This window comes from Kutzneria sp. NPDC052558 (assembly GCF_044547355.1).
In the GTDB taxonomy this organism is placed as follows: Bacteria; Actinomycetota; Actinomycetes; order Mycobacteriales; family Pseudonocardiaceae; genus Kutzneria.
Genome location: NZ_JBIUAG010000031.1, coordinates 101,425 through 125,450, shown reverse-complemented (window position 1 = coordinate 125,450; position 24,026 = coordinate 101,425). Strand labels below are relative to the sequence as shown.

Here is a 24,026-nt window from a genome sequence, read left to right as displayed (position 1 = left end):
CATCCCGGGCAGGTGCGGGCCTGCTCGTCTGAGGTGGAAAGGTGCACCACCGGCCCATCCTGTGGTGCGTCGTCGACCCGAACGACGGCCAGGCCGGCCGTAACGGACGGTAGTCCTGTCGCGACTCGTCTGGCATGGAGTCGATGGTCCTGCGGGTGGGCACGGCAGTAGTGCGTTCCGCGGTCAAGTCGTGGCTGACCAATCGCAGGCAGCAGGCGGAGCGGGACAGGCCGTTGACAGAGTTGATCCAGACCCGTGTCGGTGTCGGTTTCACGCGCAGGCGCTTCGACAGAGAGGTCGAAGCATTGGTCGATGTGGTGTCCGAGCGACTGGCGTTGTTGTGCCGACAAGAGGTTCCTAAACTCGACGAAGGGGAGCGACTGGCGGCGCTGGCGGAGGTCGCGTCCACCTTCGAAGAAGCGGATCTTGGTGATGTCAAACTGTTCGAGGTTGATGTGGATGCCGCTAAGCTCGCTCGGCGGTTGCGGGCCGCCCTGCCGGACGCGTCGGAACTCGCCGGTCTCGGTGAGGCCGGCACCTGGTTTTATCACCGCGTCCTCGACGAGTGCTGCGTCTACTACATTCGCCTCGTGGTGCAGTTGACTCCATTTGCGGCCCGAGCTAGCGCGGAACTGCTCGGCCGCGTCTCCGGCCTCTCTGAACAGCTGGAACGGGTCCTCATCAGGTTGCCGGCACCCACGTTGATGGCTCCCGACGGCACCGGGTCAGATACTGATTTTCGCTCGCGATACCTGCGTTTGGTCAGCGAGAGCCTCGACGACATCGAGCTGTTTGGCTTGGACACGCGTAGCTTTCGCCCGCGGACGACGCTCAGTGTCGCCTACGTGAGCGTCACCGTCCGCGGCCGGCACCGTCGCATCGACCCGACTGGGCACGCTCACGAGATCCTCTCCTGGCGTGCGGACTCCACTTGGAGTCAGGACGGCGCGGTCCGGGTGGGGCAGGCGCTTGCGGCGGCCAGCCGGATCCTGATCTACGGTGAAGCAGGCTCGGGCAAGTCGACGCTACTGCGCTGGCTGGCGATCAACGCCGCCAGGGGAACCTTCCGTGGGGAGCTGGCAGGTCTCAATGGGCACATCCCGTTCCTGATCAAGCTGCGTAGCTATTCCGGTCGTGGGCTGCCGGCGCCGGAGGAGTTCGTCGACGGGATTGCGCAACCGCTGGCCGCGTTGATGCCGTCCGCCTACGTCCACCGCCAACTTGCCGCAGGACGCGCGCTCGTGCTCGTCGACGGCGTCGACGAACTCGCCGCTGACGAGCGCGGTGCGGTCCGACGCTGGCTCGCCGATCTGGTGCGCGCCTTTCCCGACATACGGGTGGTCCTCACGTCCCGGCCGACCGGAGCCGGCGAGACATGGCTGAGCGCGGAAGGATTCGGCTCCGCATGGATCGAGCATATGAGTCAGGCCGACGTGCGGGCGCTGATCCGTCATTGGCACCATGCCGCGCGCGATGCGGGGAGTCTGCCCTGCGCCGAGGAGGACCTGCCTCGGTATGAAGGAGTGCTGCTCGGCCGCTTGGACGGCAATCTGCACCTCAGGGCGCTCGCGACGACCCCGTTGTTGTGTGCGATGTTGTGCGCGTTGAATCTCGATCGCTCGTCATTCCTCCCGCGCGATCGGCTCGAGCTCTACGTGACCGCCCTGTCGATGCTTCTGGAACGTCGCGACGCCGAACGAGGTATTGCTCGCTCGGTGACACTCACCAGTCAGGACAGCCGCCAGCTGCTTCGACACCTCGCTTGGCGGCTGTCGGTGAACGGCCGTTCCGAGCTGAGCCGGCAGGAGGCGGTCCGGCGCCTCACCGAACGTCTCGCGACGATGCCGCGAATCGACTACGACGCCGAGCGCCTGCTCGACCACCTGACACTGCGCACTGGAATCGTGCGCGCACCGACGACCGACACGATCGATTTCATCCACCGTTCGTTCCAGGAGTTCCTGACGGCGGAGGAGGCAGCTGATCAGGGCGACGTCGGGCTTCTGGTCCAGAACGCGCATCTGGACCAGTGGCGGGACACGCTCGTGATGGCGGCGGGCCTGCTCAACGCACCGCTTCGACAGCAGCTGTTCCAGGGCCTGTTCGACCGGGCCGACGCGGAACCGAGGGCGCGGCGGAAACTCCACCTGCTTGCCGCCGCGGCCATGGAGTCAACGCCTGTCCTGACAGTGGAGCTCGCTGCGCGCCTGGAGCGCTCGCTGTCCGCCCTGATCCCGCCACGACGGGTGACCGAGGCCCGGTCCCTCGCCGCGGCAGGCGAGGTCCTACTCCCTCGCCTGCACAACGAGGCCTCGAACCTGTCTGAATCCGCCGCCGCGGCGACGGTCCGGACAGCAGCGTTGATCAATGGCCCGGACGCGTGGGCAGTTCTGGAGAGGTTCAGTCAGGATCGGCGGCCCCGGGTGCAGCAGGAACTGATCGAGGCCTGGCGGTATTTCGACCCCGATGAATACGCCGCCCGCGTTCTTGCCGAGGCTCCGCTGCTCGACGGCCGAGTGGCCATCGACGACCAGGCGCTGCTGCCCGCCATTGCCAGACTACGCAACCTGCGCGAGCTACATCTCGACCTCCGTGATCTCGCCGATCTGGAGTTCCTGACGCGACTTCCCTGTCTGCGCAACGCTCAGCTCGCCGGAGATTTCGGCGATCTCGGACCACTGGCGCGCTGTGCCGAGCTCGAATCGCTGTTGTTGGCGCCAAGGGGTGTGGTCGATCCGAGCCCGCTCGCTGGACTGTCGACCCTGAGAACTCTGTGCTTCTACCCGGGTGTCGCCTCGGTGACGGATCTCAGGCTCTTCCGGTCGATGGCCGGCCTGGACTGCCTGGCGCTGCATCGGCTCGACGAGGTCGATGACCTCGCGCCGCTCGGCGATATGCGCTCGCTGACCACTCTGTGCCTTTATGAATACCCGGCAGACGCCGATCTCCGCTTCCTACGCAACCTTACCGACCTGGAGATGTTGGAACTCGGACGCACCCTTGACGGGGCCGGGCTCAGCGTCCGTGGTGGCATACGCCAGCTGGCCGCAGATGCTCCTGGAGTAGCCCGGTTGGGGTTCCTCTTAGTCCGCCCGTTGGATGGACTCGACCAGCTCGAACACTTTCCAGCCCTGGAGAAGTTGTCGATCCGCAATTGTGGCGTCGATGATCTCGCTCCACTTGCCACGGTCGAGAGTCTTCGTGTTCTGCAGATAGTCACCCCCGTCAACCCGGATCATCTGGCTCAGATCAGCCGCCTGACCCAACTGTCCACGATGGACATCCTGTCCAGTGTCGACGCGCCGCGCGACATCGACCTCTCTGGATTGGGCGATGTTGAGCTGACTGTCCGCACCTATCCGAACCGGCACCGGATCGTTGGCGCGGGTAGGAGGATCAAGATCAGGTACTTGTGATCGGCATCGTGGCATCGTGGAGTCAGTGTTGTAGCCATGTGTGGCGGGCCGTGGTGCGGGGTAGATGGTCTCGAAGACCTATGCGCGCGCGGGCCCGAGCTTGGCGACGGTGACCTCGAAGCCAGTCCGCCGAGCAGATGGCCGAGTGGGCGTTGATCCGAACGGGTGTACTTCGTGTCATACATCCACCTACCTGTTGCGATCAGCAGGTGCCGATGGAGAAGGCGTTCAAGGGGCCGAAGGTGATCCTGGACCGGATGGGTGCTTTCGACGTGCACGCCGTCGCCGAGGCGGATCCGGAGGAGTTCGCGGCGCTGGTGTCGACGCCGCCGGCGATCCACCGGTTCCCGGGGTCGATGGCCAAGCGGTTGCAGACCCTGGCCCAGTTCCTCGTCGAGCACTATGACGGCAAGGTCGAGTCGATCTGGAAGCAGGGCAAGCCGGACGGTCCCGAGGTGCTCAAGCGGCTGACGGCCCTCCCGGGCTTCGGGGACCAGAAGGCGCGGATCTTCTTGGCGCTGCTGGGAAAGCAGATGGGCGTGAAGCCGTTGGGGTGGCGTGAGGCCGCCGGTGCGTACGGCGAGGAAGGCTCGCGGCGCAGCGTGGCGGACGTGGTGGACGCGAAGTCGCTGGGTGAGGTGCGGGCGTTCAAGAAGGCGGCGAAGGCCGCTGCCAAGAGTTGAGCTCTGCGAGCAGTCGACGGGCCTGAGCGCGGCATGGCGTGCTCAACTTGGCGAGCACACGAGCGGCCTTGGCGCGGACGTGCCACGCCATCGTGTCGTCGGCCATGATGACCTGCAATGTCGCCACGCCCCGTTCGCGGCACGTCCGTCGGTCGCGCCTGGCGCGGCTTCAAGCCCGGCCCTCCACGTCGGTCGACCGCTGTGGATCGTCGCTCAGGATGAACGACCTCTCCCGACCCGATCTTGCTGGATCTCCCTGAGCGGGCACGCCGGATCTGGGACGAGACGCGCCGGCTTGCCCGTGGTTGCCGGGCAAGCCGGCGCCGGCATGCTCAGGCGTTGATGATCACGCCGGCCTGCTGGAGCTGGGCCATGCCGGCCAGGTGTTGATAGGGGAAGCCCAACTCAGGCCGGGTCATCGTCTCCAGATCGGCCAGCTCGTCCGCGGTGAACGTCACATCGAGGCTGGCCATGTTGCCGGCCAGTTGATCCACGCTGCGGGTGCCGATGATCACCGAACTGACCAAGGGCTGGCGGCTGACCCAGGCCAGGGCCACGGCCGGCACGGTCGAGTCCTGGCGGTCGGCGATCGCCCGCAGCCGATCCACCACAGCGAATGTGGCTTCGGTGAGCGGAAAGCGTGCCACGCGGCCGGAGTCGGCTGCGTGCCCGTCACGCGTGTGGCGACCGGACAGCACGCCGCCGGCCAGCGGCGACCACGGCATGACTCCCAACCCCAATTCCCGCGCGACGCCGAAGGTCTCGCCTTCGACGGTCCGGGCCAGCAGCGAGTACTCGGGCTGCAATGCCACCAGCGGCGCCCAGCCGCGCAGTTCGGCGATCGTGCCGGCCCGGGCCACCTGCCATGCCGGCGTGTCCGAGAACCCGATGTGCCGCAGCTTCCCTGATCGCACGAGATCGTCCAAAGTGGACATGGTTTCCTGGATTCCGGTGTGCGGATCCTGGCCATGCAACCAATACAGGTCGATGTAGTCGGTGCCCAGCCGCCGCAGCGAGCCCTCGACCTGCTGCATGATTGCCTTTCGGCCGCCGCCGCCGGCATTGGGATCGCCGGGAGTCATGCTGCCGCCGAACTTGGTGGCCAGCACGATCCGATCCCTTTGCCTGGACAGGAATTCGCCGACGATCTCCTCGGACCGGCCGCCGGCGTAGATGTTCGCGGTGTCCACGACGTTGCCGCCGGCTTCGACATAGCGGGCGAGGATCTCGTGCGCAGTGGCCCGGTCACAGCCGCGCTGGGCGTCGCCGAACAGCATGGCGCCGAGGGCGAGCGGGCTGACGCGCAGTCCGCTGCGGCCGAGGGTGCGATAGTTCACAGCGACTCTCCGAAGAAGTCGGCGATGGGCGCGACCGCACGGTCCACGTGCCGGTCGTAGAGGTCGACGTGGCTGGCCCCGTCGATCCACTGTAGACGTTTGGGTTGGCCGGCGCGGTCGAAGGCCTCGGTGGTCATGTGCTTGGTCACGGCCTCGGCGCCGACGACCATCAGCAGCGGGCGCGGGGCGATCGCGTCGATGAAGCGGAACGGGTCGAAGGCGGCGATCCGGTCCACACTGGACAGCGTGAACTCCTTGGCCGAGCGGGGATGCCAGGCGCGGTCGGTGCAGTAGTACTCCCAGCCGTCGAACACGTGCTGGCCGCCGGCCCGCGCGGTCCGCTCGTCGGGCGGGAAGATCGGGAACGTGGCCGGGGCCGCGCCGTGGGCCTCGGCGGTGCGAGCGGCCGCGGCCGCGGCGAGCAGGCCCGTCAGGACGGCCGGATCCTGGTCGTCCTGCGCGCCCTGCCGGAACTGCCGGCCGATGTCGGCGGCGCTGACCGTGGCCACCGCCTTGATCCGCTGGTCGGTGGCCGCCGCCACGACGTAGCCGCCGGAGGCGCAGATGCCCAGCGCCCCGATGCGGTCCGGGTCGACCTCGTCCCGGGAGGTCAGGAAGGACACGGCGGCCTTGACGTCCTCGATGCGCTGGGCCGGGTTCTCCAGGCCGCGCGGCAGGCCGGCGCTCTCGCCCTGGTGGGCGGCGTCGAATGCCAGGGCGACGAATCCGCGCTCGGCGAGCCGGCTCGCGTAGCGGCCGGCGGCCTGCTCCTTGACGCCGCCGGCCGGGTGCCCGACCACGATCGCCGGCCCCGGGGTCGGGCGGTCGGGGGTGTAGAGGTGGCCGGCGATGGTCAGGCCGGCGCTGTCGAAGTCCACGGTGGTTCGCATGACCACCACGCTCGTCGGGCCGGGCGCGTCGTACCAGATCAGGTGTGTTCCTGGGCAGGATCCTGCCCTCCCACGGCGGGCGAGCCCGGGTGGAGAATGAACCCATGAGTTCAGGTGTCGGCGACTTCCTCAAGGCACGGCGGGCGGAGCTGACGCCCCGGGACGTCGGCCTGCCCGAGCCCGAGGAGCACCGCCGGGTGGCCGGGCTGCGTCGCGAGGAAGTCGCCCAGCTCGCCTCGATCAGCGTCGACTACTACACGCGCCTTGAGCAGGGCCGGGTCGCCGCGTCGGCGGCCGTGCTGGCCACGCTCGTGCGGGCCCTGCGGCTCGATGACACGCAGCAGACCTACCTCTACACGCTAGCCGGCAAGGCCCCGGCCCGGCCCCGACGGCGGTCCGCGCAGCGGGTGCGGCCGGCCATGCGGCGGCTGCTGGACCAGCTCACCGGGGCCCCGGCGCTGGTGCTCGGCCACCGCCTGGACATCCTGGCCTGGAACCGGCTGGCCAGCGCGCTCTACACGGACTTCGACGCCCTGCCGGCGAGCCGGCGCAACTATGTCCGCCTTGTTTTCACCGATCCCGGCGTGCGGGCCATGCACCTGGACTGGGCAGAGGCGGCCAGCGCCGGCGTCGCCGTGCTGCGGATGGAGGCGGCCGAGGACCCGCAGGACGCTGCTCTGGCCGCCCTGGTCGGTGAACTCGCTGTGCAGGACAACGACTTTCGCACCTGGTGGGCCGCGCACCACGCCACCGACGCGGGCTTCGGAGTCAAGCGCTATCGGCATCCCGTCGTCGGCGACCTGACCCTGGACTGTGACATGTGGGCCAGCCCCGACGGCAGCAACCAGCGGCTGATGGTGCTCACCGCCGAGCCGGGCTCGCCGTCGCACGAGGCGTTGCGCATCTTGTCCTCGTGGCACGCTCCGGTGAGCTGATTTCGCCGAGAGCATCTGGGCGCCGAGCCGGCCGAGGCGCCACCGTGGACAGACCTCGGGCGGTCAGGTGGAGCAGCGCCGCATCGACCTGGGACGACATCGAACTCGCCGCGTTCGCCGAATTGGGCTAACGAAGTGTGACCGGGTGAATGTTTGCCCGGGTGGTGCTGTCGGGAGAACGGCCCGCGCGATGGGCGATGTCGACGACCTTCGCGATCCGGTCCGCGAAGTCGAGAGGCGCGGTGTCGACCGGCAACGCGGCGAGCACTGCATTGTGCATGTCCGAAAGGCCGGGAGGGATGTCGAGCCCTCTCGCGGCAGCGGTGTGGGCGGCGACGATGCTGAGGATCGCGGCAGTGTTGTCGAGCGCCACCCCGGCTGCCGTCGCCTTGCGCCAGGCCAGCAGGTCAACGGTGCTCGTGTCGGTTTGTCCGGCGCACCCCAATCCGGTCAGCGAGGGGGTGCCGACGGCTGCGCGCGCCTCTTCCGCCCACCCCGCCGAGGTCATGTGCAGCAGGCTGATCTGCGCTTCGGGTTCGGTTCTCGCCAAGCCGGCCGGGTCCTCCACCAGTCGATTGACCTGTGCGGTGATCAGTTGGGCCATGTCGGCCCACGCGCGCGCCAGCGAGTCGAGCACGGCGGAGACCATGGGATTGTGATAGCCGCCGTTGGACAAGATCGCACCATGCGGCGGAGATTCCCGCGGCCCGACGAAGACGGGATTGTTGGAGGAGGCCGTCAACACGATGGCAACGCACTCCTCGGCGGTGGCCTGGGCCCGGCGCATCCATCCGGCAAGACGAGGGCCGCTCCGGAAGGACACCGGCGCCTGGTGCGGGAGTTCTGCCGAACGGTCCGCGCGCTCGGTCAGCTCGCGAACGACGCGGAGGGACGCTTCCTGATGCGGGTCCTTCCAGAGGGCTCCGAGTTCGGCGGAGAAATGAGCGGCGGGAGCTCTCGCCGCTGTCGCACCGAGTGCCAGGGCACGTTCCACGGTGTGAACGCGCGGCCCGCCGGACAGGACCGCATCGCACAACGCGGCCGCGGCCACCGGCGAGCCGTTGATCAATGCCATTCCCTCGCCGATCTGCAACGTCCCGTCAAAGTGTCCGCGGAACAGTTGCCCCAACGCGATGATGTCTCCCGGCTCTCCATTGCCGGTGGCGAAGACCGGCGGCAAGGTCGTGTCCAGCATGCGCACGAGGCGTTCGGCGGTGTCAGGTCGCAGACACGCGGTTCCGTTGAGCACGTCCGACAGCCGGGTGAGCACGATGGTGCGGACCAGCCTCTCGGGCAGCGGAGTGCCGATGGTTGCGGGAGTCGAGGGAAGGCGTCGTGCGAACTCGGCCCGCGCTTCGGCATCGAGAAGCGTCTTGGCGCCGACGTGATGTCTCGTCGTGATGCCGTACAGGCGCTGGTCCCGGTTCTCGGTGACGAAGGCCTCGAACTCCTTCCTTCGCCACCGGATCGCCTCGATCGCTGCCGCGCCCAGCTCGCACCGTTCGCCCTCCCACGCCACCCGCACCACGGTTTCGGCGGTGAGATCCTCGATACCGTTGATCACGACAGTCATCGCAGGGCTCGCTCCTCGCTGCCCGCGCTGGCCCGTGCCAGCGAGAGGGTGGCCGTTTCCGGCGCCCAGGCCATGCTGACCAACAGTCCGATCACCGCGACCGCCGCCGCGACGAGCGTCACGTTGTACACGCCGAACCGATCGATGCCGGCGGGCAGCAGCAGCGTTCCGACAGCGGCGCCGATCCGGCTCACGGAGACGCAGATCCCGGTCGCGGTCGCGCGGACCTCCGTCGGGAACAACTCGCTCGGGTACACGGTGTCGAGGGCGGACATCGCCGACGACACGAGCGCGAACAGGGCGAACATGCCGATCACGACAACCGACGGCGCGCTCTGCCACACCCCGATCACCAGGGTGCTGAAGGTGAGAAGACCGAACGACACCAGTGTGTAAGGCCGCCGCCCGAAGCGGCCGATCGTCGCCACTCCGACCACTCCGCCGAGCAACAGGAACAGGTTGACGCTGGTCGTCTGCCACAGGCCTGAACCCAGATTCAGGGCCACGAGAATATTCGGCAGAAACGTGAAGACAGCGAAATACGGAACGACCTGGCAGAACCAGAACAGGCAGACGAAGACCAGCCGCTTGCGGTGGCGTGCGGCCACCACTTCGCGCCACGGCGCGCTGGGCCCGGCGGATTCGGCGCCCAGTTCCTCAAGGTCGTCGAGTGTCGCGTCTCGGGACACGTGTTCACGCAGAATGGCGAGCGCTTCGTCCGTGCGGCCCTCGCGGGCCAGCCAGCGTGGTGACTCGGGCGTCTTTCTGCGAAGAATCAGCAGGACAAGCGAGGGAACGGCACTCGTGACGAGTATCCAGCGCCACGCGTCCGGACCGAGCCCGCTCATCAGCGAGCCGACCAGCATGGCGACGACGTAGCCGACCGTCCACATCGCCGGACCGAGCGCGAGCAGGAACCCTCGCTGTTTCTTCGGCGCGAACTCGGCGACGAGCGTGCTGGCGATGGTGTAGTCGGCGCCGACCGCGATTCCGAGCAGGATGCGCAACGCCAGGAGAGAGACGACGTCGGTCACCGCGACCTGCGCGATCGACAGGACCACAAAGGCGGCGAGGTCGAGCATGAACATCTTCCGCCGACCGAACCGGTCGGTGACCGAGCCGAAGATCAGGCTGCCGAGGAAGACTCCGATCAGCGATGCGGCGCCCAGGAGCCCGCTCAACAGCGGAGAGATCGGGTGCGTGACCGCGAATATCGGCAGCGCCGGCACGATGATTCCCAGGATGTATCCGTCAACCAGATGCCCACCGTTGCCGTACAGGGAGGTCTTGAGATGAAAACGTGACAGGCGCGCGCTGTCGAGGACAGATTCAGTCATTGAATCCTCCGGGAACCATGTTCAGTTGAGGAGATGCTATTCCCGGGCCTGACTCCTGTCATCCTCGTGCGTTCGAAAGAGCGGAGCGTCCGATTATCTTTCTGTAGCACACCGCCGCCGCCTCACCGGACCGGTTCTTCTCCGCCGTTGCGGATGAGACGGTCGAGGCGCAGCGCGAGCTGAAGCCCGAGCCGGCGGTGTCCGCCCGACCACGCCGGACCCAGCAGCTCGCTCACGCGGTTGAGCCGGTAGTAGAGCGTGGTGCGGTGAATCGTGAGTTGCTTGGCCGCCTGCTGGGTGTCGGCCCCGCACGCGAGGTAGGTTTCCACTGTTTCCCGTAGCTGCTGGTGCTCCGGGTTGAGCAGGGGCCCGACTTCCGGACACAGAACCATCACCGTGTCGACGGTCCAGGCCAGACCGTAGAAGGCCGCGTCGCTGCCCAGCTGGGACCACGACAGCGATTCTTCACCGGTGGCCCGAGCGACAGTCGCGGCGTAGACCGCTTTGCGATGCGTGTCGGGCAGGTCCGCGAGGTCGTGGCACAGCGGACCGAAGCCGCCGCCGTGCGACGACAAGCCGTGCCGGGCCGCGGCGCGCGTCACCGCCGGCACGAAGGGAGTCGCCCTGTCCCTGGCGGACAACACCAGTGTCACGGCGCCGTCGGCGTACCCCAGCAGCGACCGCCCGATCGGACGAGCCCGCGTGAGATCGTGGAGGAAACGCCGCTTCTTGGTCGAGGCGGAGCCGTTCACCCGCACGACAATGACCGAGAACGGTTCGGAAGCCGTGAGGATTCCCGCGGCCGGAACGCGCTCGGCGAGGTCGTCGGCCAGACCGTGGCCCACGATCAGCTCGGCGACCAGATCTTGTTCGTGGTCGAGCTCGGTCTTCTCCTTGACCGCATCACGATGGAGCACCTTCGCGATGTCGGCCGCGGCGTGCGACACCTGGGCCAGCTCGCTCTCCGTCACCGGTGGGCTATCGATGAGCCACAGGTAACCGAGGAGATCCTCGTGGACCCGCAACGGAACGCAGACCCGGGGCAGCGTGCCCAAGTCGGCGTTCGCCGGGTAGCGAACCGGGCCCGTCGCATTCACGATGTCACGTGACAGCGCGTACGCCATGACCTCCGGAGAGGACCGACGCGCGAGAACGGACTGCACCCGAACGGCGTCGACCGGCTCGAACTGCTCACTGATCGCCAGCGGGCGCAGGTCGCAGTCGTCCACTTCGACCGAACGCCTCAGTTCCTCGGCGAGACCGTCGGTCAGGTGCTGCACCTCGTTCATCACCGGTCCATCTTCGGGGCACCTGGACTCACAGATCCAGCACAAACGTAGGGGTTGACCGCGCAGGGGCGACAACCCTAGCTTGTTCGCAATCAAACGACCGAGGATTCGACGGCGATGATCGTCGACAGGTCTGCGCCCTGGCGTCCTCGACGCCGCGCATCTGTTTCCGCGCAACGTGTCTCGCGGTCGCCTCCACCTCGGTAGTTGCACGACGGACAGTCAGAAGTGAGGAGTCGGGCGTGAGGACAACCCGCAGGGCAGTGCTGGGCGCATTGGCGATGGGAGCGGTGGCGGCGAGCACCACGGCGGTGGCGGGTGCGGCCCCGGCCCCGACCGACGAGCAGGCACTGCTGAACCGGCTCTACGAGCAGGCCTTGGCCGAGGGGGGCGACCTGGTCGTCTACGCCGGCGGCGACAAGCCCGGCCAGGCCGACTACCTGCGTGACGCCTTCGTGCAGCGGTTCCCGAAGATGCGAGCCAACCTCGTGGTCGACTTCAGCAAGAACCACAACGCCCGCGTCGACGACCAGCTCGAGCGGGGCCGGGTTGTCGTCGACGCGGTGCATCTGCAGACTCTCGACGACTTCCCGTACTGGAAGCGCGCGGGCGCGCTGGAGCGGTACTGCCCGGCCGGCTGGGAACAGGTCTACGACCAGCTCAAGGACCGCGACGGCTACCACACCGGCATCTGCTTGTTCACCTTCTCCAACGTCGTGGCCACCAGCCTCGGCGACCGGGCCCCGGTCGATGCGACGGATTTTCTGCGGCCGGAGTTCAAGGACCGGCTGGTCTTCACCTACCCCAACGACGACGACGCGGTCCTGTTCTACTTCAAGCAGCTCACCGACCGGTACGGCTGGGACTTCCTGCGGCGGCTGGTGGCGCAGCGGCCGAAGTTCGTGCGGGGCACCCAGGATTCGGCCGATCTTGTCGGCAGCGGAGACTACGTGGCGAGCTTCGGCACATCCGGCGGGCAGCCGGGTCTGGCGCGGCAGACCAATCCGGTGCGCAGTCCGTGGGTCGGCTGGCCGCAGACCGCGGCGATCCTGCGGCGGGCTCCGCACAAGGCCGCCGCGAAGCTGTACCTGAGCTGGCTGCTGGCCAAACAGACCCAGCAGGAGGTCATTGGCACGTGGAGCGTCCGCCGCGACGTCCCGCCGCCGGCCGGCGCCAAGGGCATTTTCGACTATCCGAACATGGACCCGTTGGCGCTGGGGACGTTCATGGCCGACCGCGCCGCGTTGGACCGCTACAAGGCGCGGCTGACCCAGTACGTGGGCGACGTGCAGGGCGTGAATCCGTCCGATCCGCAGAGCGTGCTCGGGCTGGCCCCGATCGACCAGAACGGAACCCAAGGCGCCTGACCGGCAACGAGTCCCGACGGCGCCGGGATCGCTTGGAGATCTTCCGGCGCCGCTCGGTTCATCCAGTCCACGACGCGCGCCCCCGAAAGCCGAACCTCGAACATTCTGAGGTCCTAACGCTGATACTCGTTGTTTTCAGGTGAAGTCACGTGGCTCACGATGGGCGACATGCCGACGCGGGAGGCCGCATGACGACACTGGACGCGCCGATCGCCCATTCGGCCCGCCGCGAGGATCTCCGGGCGGACTCCTGCCCGTCGACGCGGTCGCGCTGGAGGTGGAGACTGCCGACGGACTGCGCGATCTCGATGCCGAACGGGTCGTGCCGCCGACCCCACAGATCTCCAGGCGGAACGCCGCGTCTGGTTCGATCCGGCGAGCGCTCGCGCGTCGACGATCATCATGCGCCGACAGCCCGGTGACATCTGGCGGCGGTCGCGCGCGACACGGCGTCGCGGGCGCTGTCGGCAACTTACTCGACCGAGCGACGTGCGCCCGGGAGCTGAACACCGCCTCGGCGGAGAAGAGCACTTGGATCAGGTCGCCCCCGCACGCCGGGGAGGTTGTGCCCCGCGACGCGCTGCCGGAAGTCGCTGCGCACGAAACCGGGTTCGGCCCGCTGCTGGACCCGCGCCGGTCCACCGCGGCCGACGTGCACTGCTCCCCACGCCACCTGAGTATCCGTCAACAATGATTGGCTCAACCAATGTCGAATCCGGCCACCGTCGTCACCTCGATGCTCGAAGCGACCGAGCGACGAGATGTGGGACAGATCGTGTCGCACCTGGCGCCTGAGGTGGTGTACCAGAACGTGCCGCTGCCGCCGGCCCGCGGCGTCCACGCGGTGGCCAAGCAGTTCCACGCGTTCCACCGGCTCTACACGGAATGCGAGGTGCGTGTGCACAACATCGCCGTGAACGGACCGGTGGTGCTGACCGAGCGCACCGACATCATTCGGCGCGGAGCGTGGAGCGCGGAGTTCTGGGTGTGCGGCACGTTCGAGGTGCATGAGGACCGGATAACGCTGTGGCGGGACTACTACGACCAGGCCACGTACCTCGCCGCCTGCCTTCGCGGCGTCGGGCGTATGGTCGTCTCGGGACTACGCAAGGCCTTCTGACGGTGTGCCGGCCACGATGCCCGGTGGCAGCCGACGTCGCCGTGGGGCAGTGTCCTCACGGTCCGACCCCAGCCTCGACGAATGAGAAGGCAGAACTATGTGTCGCGCAACTGTGGTTCGGCGGTTGAGTGTCGCCGTGTTGGCCCTGGCGGTGATGTCGACCGGTGCGGCGCATGCGAATTCGAGCCCGCTGTCGACGGCGCCGGTCGTAGCCAGTGACGGCGGCCTGCTTCGCGGTGTGGCGACCGAGACCGGGCGGCAGTTCCTCGGCATCCCTTACGCGGCGCCGCCGATCGGCCCCCTGCGCTGGCAGCCGCCACAACCGGCCGCCCCCTGGCCAGGAGTCCGCGACGCCAGCGAACTCGGTTCGCCCTGCGCCCAACTGGCCGGGTCGCTGAACGAGCTGAGCACCGCTGAGGACTGCCTGTTCCTCAATGTGCACACCCCGCCGGCATCGACGCATGACAACCCTGTGATGGTGTGGTTTCACGGGGGCGGACTGGTGAACGGGTCAGGCGGCTTGTACAACCCGGTCGATCTGGTGCAGCACGGTGTTGTCGTGGTGACCGTCAACTATCGGCTGGGCGCGCTCGGTTTCCTGGCCCACGCGGCACTGGCGGACCGCGAAGGAGGGCCGTCCGGAAACTACGGATTGATGGACCAGCAGGCGGCCTTGCGCTGGGTGGCGCGCAACATCGCCGGATTCGGCGGAAACCCGCGCAATGTGACGATCTCCGGACAGTCCGCCGGCGGACTGAGTGTGCTGGCGCAGCTCGTTTCCCCGGCAGCGCGGGGACTCATGAGCCGCGCCGTCGCGATGAGCGGCGCCTACGCGCTCACCCAGAAGTCCTTGGCCGACGCCGAGACGGACGGCAGGGCCTTCGCCGACAAGGTGGGTTGCGCGGACCAGTCGGCGGCCTGCCTGCGCGCGCTGCCGGTCCGCGAGTTGCTCGACAACCAGGACCAGACCTACGTGCCGAACATCGACGGAAAGGTGCTCGGCCAGTCCATCGACACGGCACTGGCCGCCGGGCGGTTCGCCCGCGTGCCGGTTTTGAACGGTTCCACCGCGGACGAGTGGCGTCTGTTCGTGGCGCAGAGCGAGGCGCACGGCGATGTCGTCACCACCGACAACTACCAAGGCCTGATTGAGAAGTCGCTCAAGGTGTCGCCCGAAACCGCGGCGGCCGTCGCCGCGGAGTACCCGCCGAACGCCTACCCCAGCCCCGCTCTCGCCTTCAGCGCGATGGGCACCGACGCGACCTTCGCCTGCCCGGCGCTGACCGTGACCACCTCGACGTCGCGGTATGTGCCGACGTACGGGTACGAGTTCAACGACGAGAACGCGCCGCCGCTGGTGGTGCCACCGGTCAGCTTCCCCCAGGGCGCGGGACACGCCTACGATTTGCAGTACCTGTTCAAGTTCACGGTCAGCGCCGGCGAACTCTCCCTCGACCAGCAGCGGCTCGCCGCGACGATGGTGCGGTACTGGACCGGTTTCGCGAAGTTCGGCGCACCTCGTGGCGCGCCTTTCTGGCCGTGGTTCGACGAGATCACCCAGGAGATCCAGTCACTGATCCCGCCGCAACCGCGGCCGGAGACCGACTTCGCCGCCAAACACAGGTGCGCCTTCTGGTCCAGTTCGACCGCGACCGGAGCGGCGGCGACCGCGATCGGCTGGTAGGAGCCGACGAGCCGCCGGCTCCTACCAGCCGCCACAATCCGGCGCAGCCCGCGGGCCAGCCGGCCGCGGACCACGACGCTATTGGTGTGTATGCGAAGGACGTGGCGCCTGCGCGGCATCGGCCTTCGGTCCTGCCGGTCGCAGAACCGAGACGACACAGCCGAGCGCCACCCCGAGGACCAACACGCCGACCACACTCAGCGTGAGCGCGTCCGGATGCACCAGTGCCTGGCCACGCTCGGCCTGCCACGCGACGACCAAGGTAAGTCCGAGGTAGCCGGCCGCCGCAGTGCTCACCAATCGGGCGCGCACCGCAGGAGACCGCAGCAACGGCACCGCGGAACCGAGCAGCGACAGCACCAACGCCACAACGGGTAGGACCTGGAGGGCATGCATGCCGACAAAGTGGGGAATGCGCAAGTCGCCCCCGGCGGTGTTCCAGCCCAGGATCGGCATGGCGTTGCTGAGGCTGTCGTCGATCCCCACACTGTGCGCGCCGATGACCCCGGTGGACGTTCCGTTCTCCATCGCGTCGAGTTGACCGGGCGTCGGCACGACCATCAGGGCGCCGAGGCCGATGCCGATCAGGGAGATCACCGAGCCGAGCCGCAAGGCCGACCTCGTCGCCGCGTCGGCGATCGGCGCCCGCAGCACGAGAATGGTCAGGACCAGTGTCCCCGTCCACAGCGCCGCCGTGCAGACACCCATGATCGAGTAGACGAGCCCGTCGAACGCGCTGGTGAAGTTGAAGTGGCTCGCCCGCCCTCGGACGACCTGGGCGACGATGAGCGCGTACTCGACATACATCATCAGCACGATGACCGTGGACGTGTTCCGCGCCAGTCTCACCGGCGCGCGTAACAAGGAGAACAACCACGACCAGGTCACGCTGTAGATGGCGATCGAGATCGCGAACTTGAACGGCTTGAGCCAGATCGGCGCGCCGAGGAGCTCGCGCTGATCGAACACCAGACCCACGGCTGAGGCGGCGGCCATCACCACCATGACCGCCGCCAGTGTGAGCATCGGGCGGTTCCAGCCGGTGACGCGTGTGGACAGTGACTTCATGCTGTTCTCCTTGGCTGAAAAGAGCGAAGGGCGGTTCGAATGCGACACCGGCGCCGCCTCGGGCGACTGGTCCAACCGCGGACGACCGGCGAAGCAGGACTGCGCCCTTGCCGCGAGAACCTGATCATCAGTACGCGAGGAAAGCTCGTCAGTCGCTGCGGATCCCGCCCCATGATGTGCCGGCCCGAATCCGGCCGTCGCCACCGGGCGCGTCACGTGACCGCCGGCTGCTCGTGGCAGGCTAATCGGAAGAGTTCTTCCGTGCAATGCCGCCCGACCCCCATGGTGTCCGAAAGTGCAGGCATCTCGGGTCGGCGCGATCTGCGATCGCGTAGTTGGCGCGCTGTCACGGAAGCTGCCATCCTCTCCGTATGGACCCGTCGAGGCCGCCGTCCTACTCGCTGCGTCAGTTGCGCTACTTCGTCGCAGTGGCGGAGTCGGGCACGATCCGGGCGGCTGCGGCGCGGTTGCGTGTCGCCGAGTCCGCGGTGTCGATGTCGCTCACCGAGCTGGAGCGGGCCCTGCGAGTGCAGCTCGTGCTGCGCCAACGGGCCCGAGGCGTGCAGATCACCTCGTCAGGGCAGGCGATGCTGCGCCTGGCGAAGGCGTTGCTGCATCAGGCCCATCAGCTCGAGGCCGAGGTGTCGGGCGCGGGTGTGGTGCTGTCTGGGCCGCTCTCCATCGGGTGCTACCCCATGCTCGGGCCGACCGTGCTGCCCCGGTTGCTGTCCGGCTTCGCCGAGCTGCATCCGGGAGTCGTGGTCGATTTCCACGAGGACACCCAGGACCGTCTGTATCGCAGGCTCGCGGACGGCGAGCTCGACGTGGCGATCATGTACGACCTCGAGCTCCCGTCCACTCTGCGCCGCGCGGAGCTCGACGACCGGCTGCCCTACGTGCTGCTCGCCGCCGATCACCCGCTGGCCGCGTCGCCGCTGGACCTGCGTGAGATCGAGCACGAGCCGATGGTGCTGCTCGATGCTCCGCCCAGTGGCAACCACGCCCTCAAGCTCTGCGCCGATGCCGGTGTCCGGCCCGCGGTGCGCTATCGCACGGGGACATACGAGACCGCCCGAGCCCTGGTCGGCCGCGGTCTGGGCTGGGCACTGCTCGTCACGCTGCCGCGATCGTCGATCACGTACGAAGGGCTGCCGGTCGTGGCCACGCCGCTGCGGCGCCCACAGCCCGACCCGGTGCGAGTTGTGCTCGTCTGGTCCGATGGGTCGGGACTGGGCCGCCGGGCTCGAGAGTTCATCCGGTTCGCGACAAGCACCCTCGATTCCGAACCTCGACTATTGTGAGTTTCTTGCGCTGATACTTGTGGTTTTCAGTTGATGTCCGGTGGCTCACGATGGGCGACATGCTGACGTGGGAGGCCACATGACGACGCTGGACTCGTCGATCGCGACCAGATTTCCCGGGCGGTCGACCATTCCGAGCTGTGCTCCACTGTCGACGTGCCGGGATGTCTGAGCAGGTGACCGTGGTCTAGCCCGGCAACTGCGTGTCCCGGGGCGGTCGGACCTCCTTGAGCACCGCGCTCCGCACCTAAGTCGAGTTGTGCTCGCAATGCCGTCATGCGGCCCGCCGCAGTCGAAGCCGTCGACTGCCGCGGCGTCAGGCTCTTCCTGGGCGAGTGTTTGCCCCGCAGATTCACCATATGGAGGTTCGATGTCAGACGTCGTCATCCTGGGAGGCAGCTTCACGGGTCTCGCGGCGGCGCTGATGCTCGCCTGTGACGGCCACGAGGTGACCGTCCTCGAACGGGACTCGACGTCACTGTCCCGCACTCACGACGAGTGGAAACGTCCAACCGTCCCGCAGGTGCGCCAGGCACACAGCACGATGGCACTGGGCCGTGCGATCCTCGCGCGGCGCCTGCCGGACGTGTTGTCGGCCCTCCTGGCGAACGGCGCCTTCGGTGGGAGACCGCTCCTGCTCGGTGTGCATGCGGTCGGGGACGCTCTTGCCACAACTGATCCCACGTTCGGTGTTCGACGATGACGACCTCGCCGATCGCATCGCCACACTCGGCATCGAGCCGTCCCCGCCGCCGGCGCGCCGGGCCGACCTGCTGGCGGCGCTCGACCACGGCGCCTGAACGCGACGAGAACAGAAGGATCCTCACATGGTTGACGTCACAATTGTCGGAGCGGGGCCGGTGGGCCTGTGGGCAGCGGGCGAACTGGCGCGGCGCGGCGTCGATGTCGTGGTGCTCGAGAAACTGGACAGGCCCTCGCCCTATTCCAAGGCGCTCACCATCCATCCACGGACGCTTGAGGTGTTCGCTCAACGCGGCATGGCGCAGGAGGCGATCGACGTCGGTGTCCGGGTCCCCGACGGCCACTTCGCCAACCTCGACAACCGGATGGCCTTCGCGGTGCTCGACACGCCGTACGCGTTCACTCTGAAGTATTCCCAGGAAGACACCGAGATCCTGCTCGAACGCGCGGCGCGGGCACTGGGCGCGGACATTCGCCGCGAGCACGAGGCGATCGAGGTGACGGACAAGGGAGATGTCGTTATCACGAAGGTTCGCTCGGGAGACTCGACCTATCTTGTCGAGTCCGAATACCTCATCGGCGCCGACGGGGCGCGTAGTCTCGTGCGCGATGCGGTCGGGATCGCATTCGAAGGCACGAGGTCGACGTACTGGGGAATGCTGGGCGACGTGGTTCTCGACAGCCCGCCCGATCGGCCGGTGTTCAGCGTGTCCACCGAGCAGGGGGGCATCATGCTTTCCCCGCTCGCGCGGGGTGGCCTGACCCGGATCGTCGGCACTTCGGCAGCTCTGCCGGCCGGCAACGAGCTCACCTTCGAGCAGTTCCGGGGTGCGGTGGTGGATATCGCCGGCACAGACTTCGGGATGAGGGATCCGGTCTGGCTGTCGCGTTACGGCAACGCGGCGAAGATCGCGTCGTCCTATCGGGCCGGCCGCGTGTTCCTGGCGGGCGATGCGGCGCACATCCATCTGCCGGCCGGTGGCGTCGGCATGAACGTCGGCATCCAGGACGCGGCGAACCTCGCATGGCGGCTTGCCGACGTTGTCCATGGCCTGGCGCCGGACTCTGTTCTCGACCGCTACGCCGCCGAGCGCCGCCAGGTTGGCTTGGACCTGCTCCTTGCGACACAGGCGCAGTCCGCGCTGATGTCCACGTACACGGCCGACGGCCTTGCGCTCCGCGCCCTGATCTCGGAATTCATCGCGACCATTCCCGAATTCTCCAAGGTTCTCGCCGAGCGCCTGTCGGGCCTGTCTGTGAAGTACGCTCTGCCCGGTCATTCGCTCGCAGGATCACGCGCGCCGGATCTTCCTCTTGTCGGCGTCGTGGCCACGCTGTTCGAAGCGCTGCATGCGGCGCAGCCTGTGGTCGTTGCAGCCCCCGGGGTCGTGAATGACACCACTGCGGCCAAGCTGCGAGAGCGTGGCATATCGACGTATATACGCGCGTACCAGACACGAGCCGAGTGGGCGGACGTCACTGCGGCGTTGATCCGCCCGGACGGATATGTAGCGTGGGCCACCGAGGCCGAAGAACTCCGAGCGCGTGATGAAGTCCTTGGCGCGGCAGCGCAGCTGAGGCCAGGGATCGGGTGACACGTCCACAATGTGGGGAAATATCGCTCCGATATTCAGGTAAGACACGAAACGACGAGGCTGAACGTGCTGGAGAAACTCGAAATCCACTCGGTGCGGCGCTATGTCGGTCACCCCTACGAATGGGTGAGTGCCACCGCGGTCTTCGCGGTGGACCCCATTGCCCCGGGCAACAACCGCATCGTCGATCTCGACATGGCTCCCCGTGACGCCGACGGGCGCGTCCGGTTCGACGCTGATGTGCGTTTGCTGCGCCCCACCTCGGGTGGCAACCGACGTGCGCTGCTGGTGCCGCCCAACCGCGGCATGACCCTCGGCATCCCCTTTGACCGGCCGCTGCCCGAGACCTTCGCGTTCGACCCGGCCGTCATCCCGGCCGCGACCGACGCCTTTCTGCTCCGACGGGGCTGGACCATCGCCTGGTGCGGCTGGCAGTGGGATGTCCAGCGTGCGGCCGGAGCACTCGGCCTCACCGCACCGGTCGCCAGGGTCCGGCCTGGCTGGACACGCGTCGAATTCCGGTCCGACACCGACCAACCCGACCACGCGTTGAGCGACTCCGGACCGCTGTTCCGGCACACCGACTACCCGAGCACCGACCTCGACGACCCGGATGCCGTCCTCACCGTCCGCACCACGCCGATGGGGGCGCGGCAGATCGTTCCCCGTTCCCGATGGCGCTTCACCAGTCCGATCCGAGTCGCGGTCGACGGCGGTTTCCGAGCTTTCCACTACTACGAGTTGAAGTACCGGACGGCGTTGGCGCCGGTGGTCGGCGCCGGCTTGCTCGCGCTGCGTGACTTCGGCGCCCACCTCCGCCGGGAGCACGACCACCTGTTCGCCGGCGGAGCGTCGCAGAGCGGTCGCGTCCTGCGTCAACTCCTGTACGACGGACTCAATGTGGACGAGGCTGGGGCGCGGGTGTTCGACGGCGTGTTCAGCCAGCTCGCCAGCGCTCGACGCGGGGAGTTCAACCAGCGGCACGGACAACCGGCCCTGTCCAACCCGGTGACCGGCGCCTACGGCACGGACCTGGACACCACCGGGCTGTTGCGGCGCCAGCGCGGCATCGGCGGCGTGCCCAAGATCATGTCGGTGAACAGCGCCTGGGAGTACTGGCGCGGCGACGGGGCCCTGGTCCACCAGCACGCCCGCACCGGCGAGGACCTGCCGGAGGACCCCGACGCCCGGGTTCACCTGGTCTCCGGCACCGACCACATCGACCCCGCGCCGTTCGCCCGATTCCTGCCGCTGGCCAACCCCGCCCACAGCCTCGACCCGACGCTCGTCCACCGGGCCCTGTTCGTCCAGCTCGAACAGTGGGTCTGCGATGGCCGGACACCCGAGCCCAGCCAGGTTCCGCGCCATTTCGACGGCACGGCCACGACCCGGGACAAGGTCCTCGCCGCCTTCCCCGATGCCGCGCTGGGCTGCGTCGAGAACCTGCCGTGGACCCCGGACAACTACCCCGACGGCGCCTGGCCGCAGCGGATCGGCAAGCCACTTGTCGCTATCGTGTCCACTGTGGACGAGCACGGCAACGAGCTCGCGGGGATCCGCCTCCCCGAAGTCGCGACGGCCGCGGCCGCCTACACCGGCTGGAATCCCCGCAAGCACGTCGACGGGCTGCCCGACGTGCTCTACGAGATGGCCGGGAGCCGCCTGCCCACGTTGACGACGGTGCCGCAGCCGGACGAGGCCGCCGTACGCGCGGCGGCGCAAGCCCTGGTCGCGCGCCGATTCCTGCTACCGGAGGATGCGGACCACGCGGTCAACCGAGCGATGGATCAGCATAGAACGCACAGCGCGGGATTGCCTGACGGCGCATGACAGGCCCGCTGGCCAGGGCTCCTGCTCGCGGGCCGTCGTGAGGCCGGCCGCGGGCACATCCGTGCTGCCGAGCAGGCGCAGAACGGCTGCCTCGCGGGTCAGCAGGCCAGCCAGCCAGGTGCTGCTAGACATGGACTACCCGTTCGACATGTGCGTGACCAATCCGGTCAACCAGATCGCCGGCGTGGCGGGGCTTTCGCCAGCCGACCTCGACGCGATCCGCAGCGGGGAACGCGGCTCGCCTGCTCGGCCTCGGCTGAACCGAACTCAGCCGCCGAGACGGACGCCCGGCGCGACGTCCGCGATGATCAGGCGCGGCCCGTCCGACGCGGCGAACGCCTTCTGGAACGCCACCGCGAGCTCGTCAGGACGGCCGGTGCGGACCGCCGGGATGCCATAGCCCGCAGCCAGCTTCTCGTAGTCGAGGTAGTCCAGGTCCAGCCCCGGCACCCCACCCATGGCCAGGTACTCACCGAAACCCTTGAGGATGCCGTATTCTCCATTGGCCAGCAACAGAATCGTCAGCGGCAGCCGAAGCGAGGCGGCGGTGTAGAGCGCCTGGACACCGTACTGGGCGGAGCCGTCGCCGGTCACGGCGAGCACGTGCCGGTCCGGCCGCGCCAGCTGGACACCGACCGCACCGGGCAGACTGAAGCCCAGGCCCCCCGCTGCGCAGAAGTAGAACGATCCCGGCCGGCGGAACTTTACCCGGTCCCACATCGCCGCGCCGCCGTTCATCGACTCCGTAACGATCACGCCGTCGTCCGGGAACACCTGGCCGAGGATGTCGTACACCTGTTCTGCGGTAAGGGAATCGACCGCTGCAGGGATCTCGAGTGGGGTTCGGGGCGTTGGCATGGGCCGAGCGGCGCCCGGCGCCGCCTCGACGAGCGCACGCAGGGCCAGTGCGGGGTCGGCGACGATCGCGTCACCGATCGGGGCCCGGGCGGCTGCGTCCGGATCGTCCACAATGGCCACCAGGTCGCAGCCTTCCGGCAGGTAGCTGCCCGGCGCGTACGGATAGTACTGGAACACTGGCGCACCGGCGACCAGCACGAAGTCGTGGCCTGTCAACGCATCGGACACCCATGCGATGCCGCTGGGCAGCACGCCACGGAAGTTCGGATGGTCCGTCGGGAACCCGACCCTGGAGGCGTTCGGCGCTAGCCACACCGGTAGCTGGAGCCTTGTGGCAAGCTCCGCCGCCGCCTCGAAGCCGCCCGGGGCGGCATCCACCCCCGCACCAACCACCAGCACCGGACTGCGCGCCTCCGCCAGCCGCTTTGCCAGCAGGCGCACGGTTTCCGGCTCGGGCATCGCCCGCCCTGCCACCCGGCGGATCACCGGCTCGGCCGCTTCGGCCTCCTGCTCGAAGTCGTCCATCGGCAACGACACGAACACCGGTCCGCGCGGTGCGAGGCACGCCAGGTGGAACGCCCGGGCCAGCACGGCTGGCACGTCCTGCGCCCGTGCCGGCTCGAACGCCGCCTTCACCGCCGGCTTCGGCAACGTGGTGGCGTCCACGTTGGCCAGAAACGGTTCCAGCGACAGCATCGCCCGCACCTGCTGGCCAGCGGTGATCACCAGCGGGCTGTTCGCGGCGGCAGCGTTGATGATCGCGCCCATGGCGTTGCCGAGGCCGGCGGCGGTGTGCAAGTTGACCAGCGTGGGCTCACCGGTGGCCTGCGCATAGGCATCGGCCATGCCGACGACGGCACTCTCGTGCAGACCGAGCACGTACTCCATGTTGGACGGGAAGTCCTTGAGGAACGGCATCTCGGTCGAGCCCGGGTTACCGAACACCTTGCGCACGCCGAGCCTGCGTAGCAGCGTCCAGGTCGCGTCATGGACGGTGGGCATGGCGATCACCTTTTCCTTGGCTGTCTGGGGAATTCGATC

General features: G+C 68.1%; 16 protein-coding genes and 1 pseudogene. 10 read left to right on the top strand and 7 right to left on the bottom strand.

Annotation, left to right across the window (positions count from 1 at the left end; all coding sequences use genetic code 11):
* Positions 1–134: 134 nt before the first annotated feature.
* Positions 135–3,416, top strand: coding sequence for an NACHT domain-containing protein (locus ACIG5F_RS38970; RefSeq protein ID WP_396525078.1), 3,282 nt, complete (start codon positions 135–137; stop codon positions 3,414–3,416).
* Positions 3,417–3,616: 200 nt separating this feature from the next.
* A pseudogene (locus ACIG5F_RS38965) lies at positions 3,617–4,099 on the top strand (HhH-GPD-type base excision DNA repair protein); the annotation flags it as partial.
* Between the two features lie 332 nt (positions 4,100–4,431).
* Here the strand turns inward: ACIG5F_RS38965 and ACIG5F_RS38960 are convergent.
* Both ACIG5F_RS38960 and ACIG5F_RS38955 read right to left on the bottom strand, forming a co-directional pair.
* Complete coding sequence (locus tag ACIG5F_RS38960; protein WP_396525077.1) at positions 4,432–5,436, bottom strand: aldo/keto reductase; 1,005 nt, start codon at positions 5,434–5,436, stop codon at positions 4,432–4,434.
* Positions 5,433–6,326, bottom strand: a complete 894-nt coding sequence (locus ACIG5F_RS38955) for an alpha/beta hydrolase (protein ID WP_396525076.1) — start codon at positions 6,324–6,326, stop codon at positions 5,433–5,435. Before ACIG5F_RS38955 ends, ACIG5F_RS38960 begins: the two co-directional genes overlap by 4 nt.
* Positions 6,327–6,430: 104 nt before the next feature.
* Between ACIG5F_RS38955 and ACIG5F_RS38950 the strand changes: the two genes are divergently transcribed.
* Entirely contained in the window at positions 6,431–7,261 is an 831-nt protein-coding gene (locus ACIG5F_RS38950; RefSeq protein WP_396525075.1) for a helix-turn-helix domain-containing protein, read from the top strand.
* A gap of 127 nt (positions 7,262–7,388) precedes the next feature.
* On the opposite strand, the gene ACIG5F_RS38945 is transcribed toward ACIG5F_RS38950, so the two are convergent.
* The 3 genes from ACIG5F_RS38945 to ACIG5F_RS38935 all read right to left on the bottom strand — a co-directional run bounded on the left by ACIG5F_RS38945 (position 7,389) and on the right by ACIG5F_RS38935 (position 11,460).
* A complete protein-coding gene (locus tag ACIG5F_RS38945; protein ID WP_396525074.1) occupies positions 7,389–8,834 on the bottom strand; it encodes an aromatic amino acid lyase in 1,446 nt (481 codons plus the stop codon).
* A complete protein-coding gene (locus ACIG5F_RS38940; protein WP_396525073.1) occupies positions 8,831–10,171 on the bottom strand; it encodes an MFS transporter in 1,341 nt (446 codons plus the stop codon). Before ACIG5F_RS38940 ends, ACIG5F_RS38945 begins: the two co-directional genes overlap by 4 nt.
* 122 nt (positions 10,172–10,293) lie before the next feature.
* On the bottom strand, positions 10,294–11,460 hold the full coding sequence (locus ACIG5F_RS38935) for a PucR family transcriptional regulator (protein ID WP_396525072.1): 1,167 nt from the start codon (positions 11,458–11,460) through the stop codon (positions 10,294–10,296).
* A 242-nt stretch (positions 11,461–11,702) separates the two neighbouring features.
* Between ACIG5F_RS38935 and ACIG5F_RS38930 the strand changes: the two genes are divergently transcribed.
* From ACIG5F_RS38930 to ACIG5F_RS38920, 3 genes are all read left to right on the top strand, one after another.
* Positions 11,703–12,827: an ABC transporter substrate-binding protein gene (locus ACIG5F_RS38930; protein ID WP_396525071.1), complete on the top strand. Its 1,125-nt coding sequence runs from the start codon at positions 11,703–11,705 to the stop codon at positions 12,825–12,827.
* Between the two features lie 706 nt (positions 12,828–13,533).
* A complete protein-coding gene (locus ACIG5F_RS38925; protein WP_396525070.1) occupies positions 13,534–13,947 on the top strand; it encodes a limonene-1,2-epoxide hydrolase family protein in 414 nt (137 codons plus the stop codon).
* A gap of 124 nt (positions 13,948–14,071) precedes the next feature.
* Positions 14,072–15,631: a carboxylesterase/lipase family protein gene (locus ACIG5F_RS38920; protein WP_396525069.1), complete on the top strand. Its 1,560-nt coding sequence runs from the start codon at positions 14,072–14,074 to the stop codon at positions 15,629–15,631.
* A gap of 78 nt (positions 15,632–15,709) precedes the next feature.
* Here ACIG5F_RS38920 and ACIG5F_RS38915 read toward each other — a convergent pair whose 3' ends face one another.
* Positions 15,710–16,915 carry a hypothetical protein gene (locus ACIG5F_RS38915; protein WP_396525068.1) on the bottom strand — a complete coding sequence of 402 codons (1,206 nt, stop codon included), beginning with the start codon at positions 16,913–16,915 and terminating at the stop codon, positions 15,710–15,712.
* Positions 16,916–17,070: 155 nt separating this feature from the next.
* On the opposite strand from ACIG5F_RS38915, the gene ACIG5F_RS38910 reads away from it, so the two are divergent.
* The 4 genes from ACIG5F_RS38910 to ACIG5F_RS38895 all read left to right on the top strand — a co-directional run bounded on the left by ACIG5F_RS38910 (position 17,071) and on the right by ACIG5F_RS38895 (position 22,127).
* The gene (locus tag ACIG5F_RS38910) at positions 17,071–18,000 is read left to right on the top strand and encodes a LysR substrate-binding domain-containing protein (protein WP_396525067.1); all 930 of its coding nucleotides are present in this window, start codon (positions 17,071–17,073) and stop codon (positions 17,998–18,000) included.
* Between the two features lie 370 nt (positions 18,001–18,370).
* Positions 18,371–18,703 (top strand): FAD-dependent oxidoreductase, encoded by a 333-nt coding sequence (locus tag ACIG5F_RS38905; protein WP_396525066.1) that lies wholly within the window; start codon positions 18,371–18,373, stop codon positions 18,701–18,703.
* A gap of 124 nt (positions 18,704–18,827) precedes the next feature.
* The gene (locus ACIG5F_RS38900; RefSeq protein WP_396525065.1) at positions 18,828–20,297 is read left to right on the top strand and encodes an FAD-dependent oxidoreductase; all 1,470 of its coding nucleotides are present in this window, start codon (positions 18,828–18,830) and stop codon (positions 20,295–20,297) included.
* A 66-nt stretch (positions 20,298–20,363) separates the two neighbouring features.
* Positions 20,364–22,127 (top strand): alpha/beta hydrolase domain-containing protein, encoded by a 1,764-nt coding sequence (locus tag ACIG5F_RS38895; protein ID WP_396525064.1) that lies wholly within the window; start codon positions 20,364–20,366, stop codon positions 22,125–22,127.
* Between the two features lie 267 nt (positions 22,128–22,394).
* Here the strand turns inward: ACIG5F_RS38895 and mdlC are convergent, their stop codons facing one another.
* The gene (mdlC, locus tag ACIG5F_RS38890) at positions 22,395–23,987 is read right to left on the bottom strand and encodes a benzoylformate decarboxylase (RefSeq protein WP_396525063.1); all 1,593 of its coding nucleotides are present in this window, start codon (positions 23,985–23,987) and stop codon (positions 22,395–22,397) included.
* Positions 23,988–24,026 lie beyond the last annotated feature (39 nt).

Bases quoted from the DNA above. Each gene is read 5' to 3' on its own strand.
- ACIG5F_RS38910 (WP_396525067.1), top strand. From the start codon at position 17,071: ATGGACCCGTCGAGGCCGCCGTCCTACTCGCTGCGTCAGTTGCGCTAC.
- ACIG5F_RS38900 (WP_396525065.1), top strand. From the start codon at position 18,828: ATGGTTGACGTCACAATTGTCGGAGCGGGGCCGGTGGGCCTGTGGGCA.
- ACIG5F_RS38905 (WP_396525066.1), top strand. From the start codon at position 18,371: ATGTCAGACGTCGTCATCCTGGGAGGCAGCTTCACGGGTCTCGCGGCG.
- ACIG5F_RS38945 (WP_396525074.1), bottom strand. From the start codon at position 8,834: ATGACTGTCGTGATCAACGGTATCGAGGATCTCACCGCCGAAACCGTG.
- ACIG5F_RS38950 (WP_396525075.1), top strand. From the start codon at position 6,431: ATGAGTTCAGGTGTCGGCGACTTCCTCAAGGCACGGCGGGCGGAGCTG.
- ACIG5F_RS38925 (WP_396525070.1), top strand. From the start codon at position 13,534: ATGTCGAATCCGGCCACCGTCGTCACCTCGATGCTCGAAGCGACCGAG.
- ACIG5F_RS38955 (WP_396525076.1), bottom strand. From the start codon at position 6,326: ATGCGAACCACCGTGGACTTCGACAGCGCCGGCCTGACCATCGCCGGC.
- ACIG5F_RS38940 (WP_396525073.1), bottom strand. From the start codon at position 10,171: ATGACTGAATCTGTCCTCGACAGCGCGCGCCTGTCACGTTTTCATCTC.
- mdlC (WP_396525063.1), bottom strand. From the start codon at position 23,987: ATGCCCACCGTCCATGACGCGACCTGGACGCTGCTACGCAGGCTCGGC.
- ACIG5F_RS38970 (WP_396525078.1), top strand. From the start codon at position 135: ATGGAGTCGATGGTCCTGCGGGTGGGCACGGCAGTAGTGCGTTCCGCG.
- ACIG5F_RS38935 (WP_396525072.1), bottom strand. From the start codon at position 11,460: ATGAACGAGGTGCAGCACCTGACCGACGGTCTCGCCGAGGAACTGAGG.